14 protein-coding genes are annotated in these 12,552 nt (G+C 61.0%); 13 read left to right on the plus strand and 1 reads right to left on the minus strand.

Annotated elements, in window-relative coordinates; all coding sequences use genetic code 11:
• Positions 1 to 54: 54 nt before the first annotated feature.
• Complete coding sequence (locus tag QYH69_RS30465) at positions 55 to 240, minus strand: DUF3460 family protein (protein ID WP_308835390.1); 186 nt, start codon at positions 238 to 240, stop codon at positions 55 to 57.
• Between the two features lie 695 nt (positions 241 to 935).
• Here QYH69_RS30465 and QYH69_RS30470 point away from each other — a divergent pair.
• From QYH69_RS30470 to QYH69_RS30530, 13 genes are all read left to right on the plus strand, one after another.
• On the plus strand, positions 936 to 1,190 hold the full coding sequence (locus QYH69_RS30470) for a hypothetical protein (RefSeq protein WP_308835391.1): 255 nt from the start codon (positions 936 to 938) through the stop codon (positions 1,188 to 1,190).
• Positions 1,191 to 1,435: 245 nt separating this feature from the next.
• Entirely contained in the window at positions 1,436 to 2,134 is a 699-nt protein-coding gene (locus QYH69_RS30475) for an IclR family transcriptional regulator (protein ID WP_374992525.1), read from the plus strand.
• Between the two features lie 40 nt (positions 2,135 to 2,174).
• Complete coding sequence (locus QYH69_RS30480; RefSeq protein WP_308835393.1) at positions 2,175 to 2,933, plus strand: transporter substrate-binding domain-containing protein; 759 nt, start codon at positions 2,175 to 2,177, stop codon at positions 2,931 to 2,933.
• A gap of 17 nt (positions 2,934 to 2,950) precedes the next feature.
• Positions 2,951 to 3,619, plus strand: coding sequence for an amino acid ABC transporter permease (locus QYH69_RS30485; protein WP_308835394.1), 669 nt, complete (start codon positions 2,951 to 2,953; stop codon positions 3,617 to 3,619).
• Positions 3,616 to 4,383, plus strand: a complete 768-nt coding sequence (locus tag QYH69_RS30490) for an amino acid ABC transporter ATP-binding protein (protein WP_374992526.1) — start codon at positions 3,616 to 3,618, stop codon at positions 4,381 to 4,383. The genes QYH69_RS30485 and QYH69_RS30490 overlap by 4 nt, the downstream gene beginning before the upstream one ends.
• Positions 4,384 to 4,455: 72 nt before the next feature.
• Positions 4,456 to 5,856, plus strand: coding sequence for a formimidoylglutamate deiminase (locus QYH69_RS30495; RefSeq protein ID WP_308835396.1), 1,401 nt, complete (start codon positions 4,456 to 4,458; stop codon positions 5,854 to 5,856).
• A 33-nt stretch (positions 5,857 to 5,889) separates the two neighbouring features.
• Positions 5,890 to 6,699, plus strand: a complete 810-nt coding sequence (gene hutG, locus QYH69_RS30500; protein WP_308835397.1) for an N-formylglutamate deformylase — start codon at positions 5,890 to 5,892, stop codon at positions 6,697 to 6,699.
• Positions 6,700 to 6,834: 135 nt separating this feature from the next.
• A complete protein-coding gene (locus QYH69_RS30505; protein ID WP_308835398.1) occupies positions 6,835 to 8,010 on the plus strand; it encodes a GGDEF domain-containing protein in 1,176 nt (391 codons plus the stop codon).
• 184 nt (positions 8,011 to 8,194) lie between these two features.
• Positions 8,195 to 8,461 (plus strand): aldehyde dehydrogenase family protein, encoded by a 267-nt coding sequence (locus QYH69_RS30510; protein WP_308835399.1) that lies wholly within the window; start codon positions 8,195 to 8,197, stop codon positions 8,459 to 8,461.
• Positions 8,462 to 8,665: 204 nt separating this feature from the next.
• Positions 8,666 to 9,019 carry a DOPA 4,5-dioxygenase family protein gene (locus QYH69_RS30515; RefSeq protein ID WP_308835400.1) on the plus strand — a complete coding sequence of 118 codons (354 nt, stop codon included), beginning with the start codon at positions 8,666 to 8,668 and terminating at the stop codon, positions 9,017 to 9,019.
• 304 nt (positions 9,020 to 9,323) lie between these two features.
• The gene (locus QYH69_RS30520) at positions 9,324 to 9,917 is read left to right on the plus strand and encodes a DUF1007 family protein (protein ID WP_308835401.1); all 594 of its coding nucleotides are present in this window, start codon (positions 9,324 to 9,326) and stop codon (positions 9,915 to 9,917) included.
• Complete coding sequence (locus tag QYH69_RS30525) at positions 9,911 to 11,053, plus strand: sulfite exporter TauE/SafE family protein (RefSeq protein ID WP_308835402.1); 1,143 nt, start codon at positions 9,911 to 9,913, stop codon at positions 11,051 to 11,053. The genes QYH69_RS30520 and QYH69_RS30525 overlap by 7 nt, the downstream gene beginning before the upstream one ends.
• A 136-nt stretch (positions 11,054 to 11,189) precedes the next feature.
• Entirely contained in the window at positions 11,190 to 12,521 is a 1,332-nt protein-coding gene (locus QYH69_RS30530) for an epoxide hydrolase (RefSeq protein WP_308835403.1), read from the plus strand.
• The last annotated feature ends 31 nt before the right edge of the window (positions 12,522 to 12,552 follow it).

A 12,552-nucleotide genomic window follows, 5' to 3' on the forward strand; every position in this document is an offset into this window, starting at 1 on the left:
CACGTGCCGGGGCGATCCTCACCATTCGTTCATTGCACAGCTGTTCCCCGCGCATCACACCGACATGAAATATGGATACCGAGGCTGTGCCACTCGCGACTTTCGCGCTGCTGCCTGTTCGTCCAGATCCACAGGCTGCTTGTCCCACAGTAGAGCACGCCCTTTGCGCTGCTCTTCCTCGAGTCTCGGGTTCTTCGTCTTCAACGAATTGAGGAACTGCGTCACATCGGATTGATACATCTCGTTCTCCACATGATCTTTCAGCAAGGAACCACTCGCGTGCCACATGACACGGACGTGTTCTGCTATATGAGTACGAGTATCGCCAGGCGAATCCGCATGGGCAACGGAGAGACACGGTCGATTCCTGCCACACGCCATCTATTTCCTGCATGGCCCAGCAGGTATTCGCAGTTCCCGAGGATGTTTGACTAACGGACCTGCATTTGTCGGCACAAAGTGATATGCCAGCGGAGCGCATTCATCGCGGGCCTCGGTCTTCACGAGCGCGCAATTGTCGGATTTAAGCAATCCATGAGAAAGCGTAACAGTCGCTCGAAGGCGCTATCTACAATTACAATAGCCTTTCAATCACTCGACTGACGAGCACATGGTCCTCTATCACTGCGGCGCTGCAATCTGGCCCTCCAGCACTCGACGCGGCAACACCTTCGTTGCGCACGCGTGCGTTCTGAAGGACGACGGCGAGCCCGTGTCATTGGCTGAACTCGGGCAGTTCGCAAGCCGAAGCTGCGCCTATGCGTTCGCCTTGCGCTGTGCAACGGCGTTCGTCGACGGCAAACCGCTACCTCGCAAGCCGTTTTGCGCCAGTCCCGAAGCGCAATAGGCGGATGCACGGCAAGCAGCTTCGCTTGCTCAGATGGCAATCCACTGTCAAACAAGCTCGACCCTTAACCGTTCAACAGAGGAACGTTATGCACACGCCTCAGATAAGCCGCTTCAAGTACACGCGCGGGAACGGCGAACGTCGTACTTACGACGTCACGCTCAACGTCATGCGCAAGAATTCCGGCGTCTATGCTTACGCGGCATGGGTGCAGTTTCAGGCGGAATATAAGGGCTCGGGACTGATGCTTCCGCTGGTCGCAAGGACTCGCGAGCACGCATTGAATGAGGCGCGTACACGCATCCAGACGGAGATCGACAGCCTTATCGGCGTAGTCGAGTAGCCGTACGCGTAAAAGCGCGAACCCGAACGGCAGGGAATACGACACAAAGAACGCCGGCGCGCGGGGAAAACCCTGGCGCACCATTCCCATAGGATGAGAATCGCTTTTTTGTCCAGCGGGAATCTCGTGGCATGCTCTGCGCATCGCCTCAGTTTTAAGCCCTTACCGTGAATCAAGACCCGAGCGTCACGGGCGCCGAACGCCTGCTTCTCGTGCTCACCGCGCTGGCGAGCCACGGAAAAGCCATGTCCGTCAAAGACATGCTCGCCGTCACGGGCCTTGCGCAAAGCACGCTCTATAGGCAAGTTGCGTTGCTCAAGCGCTGGGGCTTCGTCGCGGAAGATGCCGGCTATTACGCACCGGGACCCGTCAGCCTGCAGCTTGCCGTCGGTTTCGACATCAACTCGTTGCTTGTCGAATCGAGCCGCGACGGCATGACGCAACTCTCGCGTACCACCCAGGAAAGTATCGGTCTCGTCGTCGCGGTCAACGATCAGGTGATCTGCCTCGAGATGATCGAAAGCACGCACTCGCTGCGCTGCTCGTTTGAAAAAGGCCGCGCGGTACCGCTAAGAGCGGGCGCTTCCGCGAAGTCGCTGCTTGCCTTCATGCCCGACAAGACACGCGCCGAAACGCTCGACCGCCAGTTCGCCAACGACCCGAAAGGTCGTCAGGCAATCGAAGCGGAACTGAACGAAATCCGCACGCGCGGCTATGCAGTCAGCGACAGCGAAGTCGATCCGGGCGTATGGGGCGTCAGCGTGCCGGTTTTCCGCCGCGCGGCGCGCGGTGGTGCGGGCGCAACGGCAAGCGCCTCGATCACACTGATGGCGCCATCTTCGCGCGCCGCGGGCCGCGAGCAGCAACTCGCCGACTGGACCGTGCGCACCGCACAAAACATTTCGGCCCGTCTGCAAGCCGAATCATTCCAACGCAACGCCTGACCGCCAACCAACAAACCACTTTGGGGAAGAGGAACCACCGATGATCAAACTGCACAAAGCCCTTTTTGCCGCCTGCCTGACTGTCGCGATGGCTTGCGCCGTTGCGCCGGGCACCGCCGCCGCGCAAGATTCGAACGTGTTGAACGTCGCCACCGACGCGACGTTCCCGCCGATGGAGTTCGTCGACAAAGGCCAGCGCACCGGCTTCGACATCGATCTCATGAATGCGCTCGCCAAAGCGATGGGCAAGCAGATTCAATGGACCGACATCGATTTCAAAGGTCTGATTCCAGGCCTCATTGCCCATCGCTTCGATGCGGCGATCTCGGGCATCTACATCACGCCCGAACGCAGCCAGGTGGTGGACTTCACGCAGACGTATTTCGCCGGCGGCTTGTCGGTGCTCGTGAAGGCCGATTCGCCGATCAAATCCCCCGCCGATCTGAACGGCAAGAAGGTGACGGTGCAGGTCGGCACGAAGTCGGTCAACTTCCTGCGCGACAACTATCCGCAAGTGCAGCGCGTCGAAGTCGAAAAGAATCAGGAGATGTTCGATCTGGTCGGTATCGGCCGCGCCGATGCAGCCGTTACCGGCAAGCCGGCCGCCTACCAGTTCGCGCGCACGCGCCCGGGCTTTCGCGTGCTCGACAAGGAACTGACGAAGGAAGAGTACGGGATCGCGGTGCGCAAGGATGAGCCGCAACTGCGCGACCAGATGAACGCCGCGCTCGCGAAGATCAAGGCGGATGGCACTTATGCCGCGATCGTGCAGAAGTGGTTCGGCACCACCGCGAAGTAACCGCCCGGATCCGACCTATGCAACTCGACTTCACGCCGGCCATCGCCGGCTGGGCCGACATCGCACGCGGCGCGCTCGTCACCGTCGAAGTGACGGCCGCCGCGCTGTTGCTGAGCTGCGCGCTCGGCCTGTTGATCGGTATCGGCCGGCTCAATCCGCGGCATAAACTGATCTATGGTTTCTGCACCGCGTATCTCGTGTTTTTTCGCGGCACACCGTTGCTCGTGCAACTATTCTTGCTGTTCTTCGGCTTGCCGCAATTCAACATTCTGCTGCCGGCTTTCGTGTGCGGCATGTTGGGGCTCGGACTGTATTCGGCTGCGTACGTCTCCGAAATCGTGCGCGGCGCGATCCAGTCGGTCGACCGCGGGCAAATGGAGGCGGCGCGTTCGATCGGTATGTCCGCGGCCCAGGCAATGCGCGCCATCATTCTGCCGCAAGCGGTCGTGCGTATGATTCCGCCGCTCGGCAACGAATTCATCGCGCTCATCAAGAACTCCGCGCTCGTCTCGCTGCTGACCATCGACGATCTGATGCACGAAGGCCAGAAGATCATCAGCGTGTCGTATCGTTCGCTCGAGGTGTATCTGGTCATCGCGCTCGTCTATCTCGTGCTGACGCAAGCGACCAACTACATGCTTCATCGCGTCGAGCGCCGTCTGCGCGCAGGAGGAATGGTCCAGTGAGCGGCTTGAGCGAACCTATCGTCCGCATTCGCGGACTCGTGAAATCGTTCGGTACGCATCGCGTGCTGAACGGCATCGACTTCGATATTCAGCCGCAGCAGGTGGTGGTGGTGATTGGCCCGAGCGGTTCGGGTAAAAGCACGTTTCTGCGTTGCTGCAACGGGCTCGAACAGCCGGAGAGCGGCACCGTCGACATATGCGGGCATCGTCTCGTCGACCATGGCGCCATGCTGAAGGATCGTGCGCTCAATGCGTTGCGCACTGAAGTCGGCATGGTGTTTCAATCGTTCAATCTGTTTCCGCATCTATCGGTGCTGCATAACATCACCGTCGGGCCGCGCATGTTGCGCGGCGCGTCGAAAGCGGATGCCGAGGCGGCCGCGCTTGCGTTGCTCGAAAAGGTTGGACTTGCACATAAGGCGCATGCGATGCCGGCCAGTCTTTCGGGCGGACAGAAGCAGCGCGTTGCGATTGCACGCGCGCTCGCGATGCAGCCGCGCGTGATGCTGTTCGACGAACCCACGTCCGCGCTCGATCCCGAACTCGTCGGCGAAGTGCTGCAGGTGATGAAGCTGCTCGCGTCGGAAGGCATGACGATGCTGGTCGTCACGCATGAAATGGGCTTCGCAAAGGAAGTGGCGGATGTGGTCGTTGTGATGGATGGAGGTGAAATCGTCGAGTCCGGTCCGCCGGCGACGATCTTCTCCGCACCGTCGCAGCCGCGTACGCGGACGTTCCTGCAGGCCGTGCTGTCGCGCGCGTGATGCGCGTGCACGCAAAGCGCCAGTAGGCAACGCTAAATGTTCGGCTCACGCAGGCACCGGGAACAGGAAACCATGAATCATTCAACTCGCGCGATCTTTGCAGAGCACGCGTTGCTGCCCGAAGGATGGCGCAGCAACGTGCTGCTCGAATGGAACGAGCAGGGCGCGCTGCTCAACGTCTCGCCGGATAGACGCGATGCGCCGGCGAATGTCGCGAAGGCATCGGGCCCGATCGTACCCGGTATGCCGAATCTTCACTCGCACGCATTCCAGCGCGCGATGGCGGGCCTCACCGAGTATCGCGCGAACCCGACCGATAGTTTCTGGAGCTGGCGCGATCTGATGTACCGGTTCGCCGCGCGCATCACACCCGACACGCTTGGCGCGATTGCACGCTGGCTCTACGTCGAAATGCTGAAGGCTGGCTACACGTCGGTTTGCGAGTTTCATTACGTCCATCATGCGGCGGACGGGCAACGCTATGCGAATCCGGCGGAACTTGCGCAGCGTGTCGTCGACGCGGCAAGCGAGACCGGTATCGGCATGACGATGCTGCCCGTTTTGTACCAGTACAGCGGCTTCGGCGCGCAGCCACCGCGTGATGATCAGCGGCGCTTCATCAATTCGCCCGAGCATCTGCTTTCGCTTCTCGAAGCGCTAAGGCAAGCGAGGCCCGAACACGGCGCGCTGCGTTACGGCGTCGCGCCGCATTCGTTGCGCGCCGTCTCCGAAGCCTCGCTGCGCACGCTGATCGAGGGGCTCGACGCGCTGTCGCCCGATGCGCCCGTGCATATCCATATCGCGGAACAGACGGCCGAAGTGGAAGCATGTCTTGCCGCCGAAGGCTCACGGCCCGTCCAATGGCTGCTCGATCGTTTCGATGTGACGGGGCGTTGGTGTCTCGTACATGCAACGCATGTCGATGCCAACGAGACGATCTCGCTTGCAAAGCGCGGCGCGGTGGCCGGCCTGTGCCTGACCACGGAGGCGAATCTCGGCGACGGCATTTTCCCCGCGCAGGAGTATCTCGACGCAGGCGGCCGATTCGGCATCGGCTCGGATAGTCATATCGGCATCGACTGGCGCTCCGAATTGCGGTTGCTCGAATACGGGCAACGGCTCGTCAGGCGTCAACGCAATGTTTTGGCATCGCCGCAGACCCCGCACGTTGCCGACCGGCTTTTTCAAGGCGCGCTCGCAGGCGGCGCGCTGGCGACGGGCCGCACGGTCGGCGCACTGAAGCGCGGCAGCCGCGCCGACTGGATCGTGCTCGATGCGCAGCATCCGCAACTTGCGCAACAGAAGGCGGATACGTGGCTTTCGTCGATCGTCTTCGGCGAGCACGGCGAAACGCCGGTTCTCGACGTTTATGCCGGCGGCGAGCGCCTCGTGCATCAGCGCCGTCATCGCGATGAAGGGCGCCTCTATGCCGATTATCGTAAGGCGCTTTCGCATCTGCTTGCCGATGCGTGAATACGCGCAATCACCTGAACGGAGATCCACCCCATGAGCGAACTGTTTTTTATCGAGCGCGGCACGGCGCCGTTGCTGATTTCGATCCCGCATCTGGGCACGCTTATTCCCGATACGATGCGCGACCAGTACACCGATATTGCATTGACCGTTGCCGATACCGACTGGCACCTCGATCGCCTCTATGCATTTGGCAAAGCGCTCGGCGCGACGATGCTCGGTGCGCGCGTCTCGCGCTATGTGATCGATCTGAACCGGCCGTCGAACGACGAAAGTCTTTATCCGGGGCAAACGACCACGTCGCTGTGTCCGACCGAAACATTTCGCGGCGAACCGCTCTATCGCGACGGACGCACACCGGACAACGCCGAACGCGAGCGACGCGTCGCGACTTATTGGCAGCCTTATCACGATGCGTTGCGAGCGGAACTGCAACGCTTGCGTGCGCAGCATGCGAATGTGCTGCTATGGGAGGCGCACTCGATTGCGAGCGTGCTGCCGCGTCTTTTCGACGGCAAGCTGCCCGATCTGAACATCGGTACGCAGGATGGCCGCACGGCCGCTGCGCCCGTGCTCGACGCGGTAAAACAGGCGGCCGCCGCGAGCGCGTTCACATGGATCGCGAATGGGCGATTCAAGGGCGGCTTTATTACGCGTCGCTTCGGCGCGCCGCAGGACGGCATTCATGCGGTGCAGCTCGAGATGTGTCAGTCGACCTATATGAGCGAGGACGCCCCGTTTGACTATCTCCCGGAAGTCGCGCAGCAGGTCGAGCCGGTGGTGCGGCAGATGGTGAGCGGAGCGCTCGATGTCGTGGTCGCGATGAATGCTTCGGTTCGCTGAATGATGTGCACGTAAAAGTGACCCGACGGAACCGCATCGACATGCACGCGCAAACGTTTCCGCCGGAAAAGCTTTCGATTCAGCGTAAAATGCACTCCCGCCGCGATGTTCCGGCGGAGTGCCGTTACGCCAACGATGCATGTCGACCTAATTACTCTCTATCTTCTTGCGATCGGGACGCTACTCGCCAGCTCGGCGATGACGCTGTGGGAGCATCGCGCCCATTCGAAGCGCAGCAGGGAGTTGAAGATACTGGCAGCGGCGTATGCAACGCTTGCGATTGGCTGCGCGGCTGCACTGTATCGTCATGGCGTGCCAGGCGTCATAGGCTCGGCGCTTAGCAATCTCGTCATTTTTACCGGCTATCTGCTGATTCTCCATGGTGTCGCTTCGCTAAACGGCAGGCGATACGGCGCGGCTTCGCTGGGCCTCTTTGCCGTCAATGCGCTCGCATGGGTGATCGCGGGCACCCGATGGCAAGAGACGATGTGGGCCTACGTGAGCGCGTTGCCGATCGCGGTCGCTTCAGGCATCACGGCTTATGAACTGTTGCGCAACGATGGCCGGAAACGCTTCCAGCCGCAGTACATCGCCGCGATGGTGGCGGGCGTTCATGCCGTCTTCTATGCCTTCAGGGCGTTTATTCTGCCGTGGCTTGCGCTCCGGTACGGCAAGGATGCGTTAATGGCATCCAGCGTCGTCACGATGTACGAAGGCGTGCTGTATTCGGTCGTTCTCCCGATGACGCTGCTCAAGCTCGTGCGCGAGGAAGCGCATGGGCAACTGTTGCGGGAATCGCAAACGGACTATCTGACCGGCCTTGGCAATCGCCGATGGTTCTTCGAAGAGGGCGCGCGCGTGATCGATGACGCGGGCGCATCGCGGCCGGTTTCGCTGCTTGCGTTCGACCTCGACCACTTCAAGACGATCAACGACCAATACGGTCATGAGACGGGGGACGCGGTACTCAGATCGTTCGCGGACGTGGTGCGCAGCGGCGTCGGATCCGACGCAATCGTGGCGCGCATCGGCGGCGAGGAGTTCGTTGCATTGTTACCGGACCACGATAGCGGCGACGCGCAAGTGGTGGGCGAGGCGGTGGTCAGGCGCTTCGCCGAGACGATTACGCAAGGTGCGAATCGGGTTGGCGTGCGCGCCACGGTCAGTATCGGGCTTGCGCAATTCGGGCGCGACGCTTCGACACTCGGCGATCTTTTGTCCGCTGCGGACCAGGCGCTGTATGGCGCCAAAGCGCGCGGCGGAAATCGGGTGGAGCTGGCGCAGACCGATGTGGGGTCGTCGGCCGCGTGAGCTTCACGCGACAGCGTCAGACGTGATGCGGACCGTCTTCCTCGGGGTGGTGCGATGCGCCGCCGACGGTGCCGATGCCGCCGGTCCCTGTCCGGGAATCTGCAAACCCTGTGGCACAGCGTCGAGATCGAGCAATGCCGATGACCCTTTTTCTTACGTTGAAAGGCCGCGCGGATTCTGCGCGATGGACGAAAAGACGCAGCTCGGTCCGATTGTCAGCGAGCGCGCGCTCGAAGGGCTGCTCAGGCAGATTGTCGATGCCAGGGCAGCGGGCGCGACAATCGTCCATGGCGGCAAGCGTGTCGATCGCCCCCGGTTCTTCCTTGAGCCCACGATCGCTACAGACAACGCGGTGAGCAATCCGCTTCGTCGCCGGGGCCGCCTTTTGGCGGCGTCAAGAATTCAGGCTTCGGGCGGGAGTCGGCCGAGCACGGCATCGGTGGGTTCCTGAACCGTAAGTGGGTTGCGTGTTGCCAGCGCGACCGATCTCGATCGGCAAGGCGACGGCGCCGGTTGCGCTCAGGCGTCAGGCGTCGTCGCGTTCGCTCCGACGAATTCGTATGCTGGACAATGCGTGCGTTGCAGCTGCGCGATAATGGCCGCGTGACGGTTGACGTGGTAAAGACCGTACCTGTCATCTCTTTTGGGCACTGCTATGTCTACGCGCAACACGAACACGATCCAGAGCTGGCACGCGCATGTCTATTTCGATGCCGCGAGCCGCGACGCGGCGTGGGCATTGCGCCAAGTTATCGAGCACGAACTGGGCGCGACCATCGAACTCGGGCGATTTCATGAGCGTCCGGTCGGACCTCATCCGCAGTGGTCGTATCAGATTGCATTCACGCCTGCTCATTTCGCCGAGATCGTCTCGTGGCTCACGCTGAACCATGGGGCGCTCGACGTATTCATCCATCCGAACACCGGCGATTCGTTGAGCGACCACCGCGACGGTGCGCTGTGGATCGGGCAGTCGTACGAGCTGAAGCTCGGCGTATTCAGCGGTTGATGTCCTGCCGGTCACCCACGATGGCGAGCATCGATCTGTCTGCCTTCGCATAGATGCCCGGCAGCGTCCCGTTCGTTGATTCCATATCAGCCCCTGTGCGATTGATGTCGCGGCGATCATACAAACCCGATTCTTTCCCGGCAACGCTAGTTGCCGACACTGCAAACGTTTGCAATGGCGATTTAAACGTTGTGCACTGAAGTTTAATGAAATCGCATACCCGCCTTTCCTGGTTTCTTCATGCCACGCCGGCTCACAGTCGTGCGAAAATGCCGCGCCATCGACGAATCAGCAAGCGAATGCGATGTTGAACCTGCGTGTCATCCGGCTGTTGCTGTCCGTTGCCGTGTTGCTCGTATCGGGCACGGCAAGCGCGCATCCGCATGTATGGATCCGGTATACCGCGCAAGTGAAAATGCAAGGCACCAGCGTGATTGCGATCGCTGAAGTCTGGCGGTTTTCGGAAGGTTTCCCTGTTCAACTGGTCGGCATCGATGCATTGCCCGATAACGGACCGCTCGACTCGAAGCAGACCGCCATCTTCCGCGAACAGGCATTTGCGTCGCTCGCGGGCACGCAATACTTCAGTCATCTTTTTGCCGACGGTGAAGCGCTAACTGTGGGCGATCCCATTGGCTTTCGCGTCTCGGTCGATCACGGCAAGCTCGTCTATACGTTCACGTTGCCGCTCAAGAAGCCGATCGACGTTACGGCACGCAAAGTCTCGCTAGGCATCTGGGACGACTCGTTCTTCGTCGACTACGAACCCGATGGCGCGAATGCCGTGACGATCGGGGGACACGCGGCAGCGACGTGTACCGCGAAGCCGTTTACCGATCACGCGCATCCGATTTTCAACGGCATCGTCTTGCCACAGGCGATGGCGCTCGCATGCTGACATTCGATCGCTCGATGCTGCGTGTTCTGCTGGCGCTATGGATTGCCGCCGCTGCAGGCTACGGATGGATTGCGCCGGCAAATGCGGCCTCTTCGCGCGTCGATCTATTTGGCCGCCCTGTCGAGGCGGCGTCGGCGCCGGCGAATGCGGACCAGGCAAGCGCATCGGGCGCAACGAGCACATCGCGCGCAGCGGAGCCGGCACGCGCGTTCGTATTGCCCGACTTCGTGCGCAAAGTGCTGGTCTCTTCGATCGTCTGGCAGGGCAGACTCAACGCGCGAATGGCCGATGCCACTGAAGCGTTGCGCCGCTCGTCCGCGCCCTTCACATGGCTCACTTTGATCGGTCTTGCATTCGCCTATGGTGTCTTGCATGCGGTCGGACCGGGGCACGGCAAGCTCGTCGTCGGCACGTATCTCGGTTCGCGCAAAACGCGCACCGTCGAAGCCGTTTTACTTGCCGTCTGGACGGCCGCCGTGCAGGCGATGAGCGCGATCGTGCTGGTATTCGGCGCCGCGTGGTTTGCCAAAGAAGGAATGTCGAACGTGCTGTCAAACGCGGCTTCACTCGATATCGCGAGTTGCGTGCTGCTTTGTCTGGCGGGCGGCTGGACGATCTACACCACGCTTGCGCGGCGCGACTGCTGCGACGATATCGGGACGGTGAAGCTTGTGCCAGATGAGCGATCTATGGTGAAGGCAGTGTCGCGCGACGAACCGGCATATCTCGGTCGAAAGCTACAGCTACGTGCGCGAAGCTCCGCGCGTGTCAGCAGGTCCGCACGCTCGAAGCTTTCCACCCCATCGCAAATCCTCGCGACAGGATTCGCATCGGGCGTGCGGCCATGCGTCGGTTCGATCTTCGTTCTGATCGCGGCGATTGCCGCCCGCACGCCGTTTGTCGGTATCGCGGCAACCTTCGCGATCGGCGCCGGGGTCGCCCTGACGGTTACGTTATTCGGTCTCGGCGCCGTCGGCGCGAACCGGCTGATCAGCGCGCGCGGCGTCCGCATTCGTTCGAAAATGAACACGGCGCGGCGTGTAGTCGCCGTAACAGGCGCTCTCGTTATCGTGCTTTTCGGCGCCGTGCAGGTGGCGCTGATCCTCACGGGCTACCTCGAACCCGCCATCACGTAACTCTGGTGTGTTTCTTACCCGCCAGGTACAAATGATGTTCTGCTGAATGTATTTACGCTCCTCGGCGTGCGCACGGACAATCACACCATCTTCCGTGAACGAGTCCGGTTCGCGGATCACGCTAAAGGAGCTGGATATGTCTAACGATACTTTTCTCTCGGTCACGTCCCGCCGTCGCTTTCTCGGTGCGGCGGCAGCAGCGGTAGCAGCAGGTACCTTGAGCACGCTCGCGTTGGCCGATACGAATCGGGCGGTCACCGAAGTTGCACAAGCGGAAGGCGGCGACAAAACCGCACTGCGTCGTCTGCGCGTGCACGCGCCGGAAGCTCAACTGACCGATTTACGCAGACGGGTCAAGGCGACGAAATGGCCTGAACGCGAGACGGTCACCGATGCATCGCAAGGCGTTCAGCTCGCGACCATGCAAAGCCTCGCGCGTTACTGGAGCACGGGTTACGACTGGCGCAAGGTCGAGGCAAGATTGAACGCGTTACCGCAATTCGTCACGGAGATCGACGGGCTCGACATCCATTTCATCCATGTGCGCTCGAAGCACGAAAACGCGCTGCCGATGATCGTTACGCACGGCTGGCCCGGTTCGATCATCGAGCAGATGAAGATCATCGATCCGCTGACGAACCCGACCGCGCACGGCGGCAATGCATCGGACGCGTTCGATCTGGTGATTCCGTCGCTGCCCGGCTACGGTTTTTCAGGCAAGCCCGCGCAGACGGGCTGGGATCCGGCTCGCATTGCACGCGCGTGGGTTGCGCTGATGAAACGTCTTGGCTATACGCGCTATGTGGCGCAGGGCGGCGATTGGGGCAATGCGGTGACCGAGCAGATGGCGCTTATCGCGCCGCCGGGTTTGCTCGCCATTCACACGAACATGCCCGCCACGGTGCCGGACGGCATTGCGCAGGCGCTCAAATACGGCAACCCGCCGCCGGCCGGTCTTGCGCCCGACGAGCAGCATGCGTTCGACCAGCTCGCGTACTTCTACAAGCACGGCCTCGGTTACGCGCAGGAAATGGCGAATCGCCCACAAACCTTGTATGGAATCGAAGATTCGCCGATCGGCCTTGCGGCGTGGATGATCGATCACGACGCAGCCAGTCAGGCACTGATTGCGCGTGTATTCGCAGGCAAGACAGAGGGTCTGTCGCGCGACGACATTCTCGACAACATTACGCTGTACTGGTTGACGAACACGGGCGTTTCATCGGCGCGGCTGTATTCGGAAAACAAACTCAACTTCTTTGCGCCAAAGCATGTTGCCATTCCGGTTGCCGTCAGCGTGTTTCCTGATGAAATCTATGCGGCGCCGCGCAACTGGACCGAAAATGCGTATCCGAGGCTGATTCACTATAACCGTCTCCCAAAAGGCGGACACTTCGCCGCCTGGGAACAGCCGGTGGAATTCACAGCTGAAGTTCGCGATAGCTTTCGTTCGTTCCGCGAGGCGTGAGCCGCGCTGTGTTTGCGCCTCCATGGCATGA

It is taken from the genome of Paraburkholderia sp. SARCC-3016, from assembly GCF_031119615.1.
In the GTDB taxonomy this organism is placed as follows: domain Bacteria; phylum Pseudomonadota; class Gammaproteobacteria; order Burkholderiales; family Burkholderiaceae; genus Paraburkholderia.

What these genes read in the sequence shown, in the direction of transcription:
- QYH69_RS30525 (WP_308835402.1), top strand. Translation starts at nt 9,911, where the DNA reads ATGCTGACATTCGATCGCTCGATGCTGCGTGTTCTGCTGGCGCTATGG.
- QYH69_RS30520 (WP_308835401.1), top strand. Translation starts at nt 9,324, where the DNA reads ATGTTGAACCTGCGTGTCATCCGGCTGTTGCTGTCCGTTGCCGTGTTG.
- QYH69_RS30480 (WP_308835393.1), top strand. Translation starts at nt 2,175, where the DNA reads ATGATCAAACTGCACAAAGCCCTTTTTGCCGCCTGCCTGACTGTCGCG.
- QYH69_RS30515 (WP_308835400.1), top strand. Translation starts at nt 8,666, where the DNA reads ATGTCTACGCGCAACACGAACACGATCCAGAGCTGGCACGCGCATGTC.
- QYH69_RS30495 (WP_308835396.1), top strand. Translation starts at nt 4,456, where the DNA reads ATGAATCATTCAACTCGCGCGATCTTTGCAGAGCACGCGTTGCTGCCC.
- QYH69_RS30505 (WP_308835398.1), top strand. Translation starts at nt 6,835, where the DNA reads ATGCATGTCGACCTAATTACTCTCTATCTTCTTGCGATCGGGACGCTA.
- QYH69_RS30510 (WP_308835399.1), top strand. Translation starts at nt 8,195, where the DNA reads ATGGACGAAAAGACGCAGCTCGGTCCGATTGTCAGCGAGCGCGCGCTC.
- QYH69_RS30470 (WP_308835391.1), top strand. Translation starts at nt 936, where the DNA reads ATGCACACGCCTCAGATAAGCCGCTTCAAGTACACGCGCGGGAACGGC.
- hutG (WP_308835397.1), top strand. Translation starts at nt 5,890, where the DNA reads ATGAGCGAACTGTTTTTTATCGAGCGCGGCACGGCGCCGTTGCTGATT.
- QYH69_RS30465 (WP_308835390.1), bottom strand. Translation starts at nt 240, where the DNA reads ATGTATCAATCCGATGTGACGCAGTTCCTCAATTCGTTGAAGACGAAG.
- QYH69_RS30475 (WP_374992525.1), top strand. Translation starts at nt 1,436, where the DNA reads ATGTCCGTCAAAGACATGCTCGCCGTCACGGGCCTTGCGCAAAGCACG.
- QYH69_RS30530 (WP_308835403.1), top strand. Translation starts at nt 11,190, where the DNA reads ATGTCTAACGATACTTTTCTCTCGGTCACGTCCCGCCGTCGCTTTCTC.
- QYH69_RS30485 (WP_308835394.1), top strand. Translation starts at nt 2,951, where the DNA reads ATGCAACTCGACTTCACGCCGGCCATCGCCGGCTGGGCCGACATCGCA.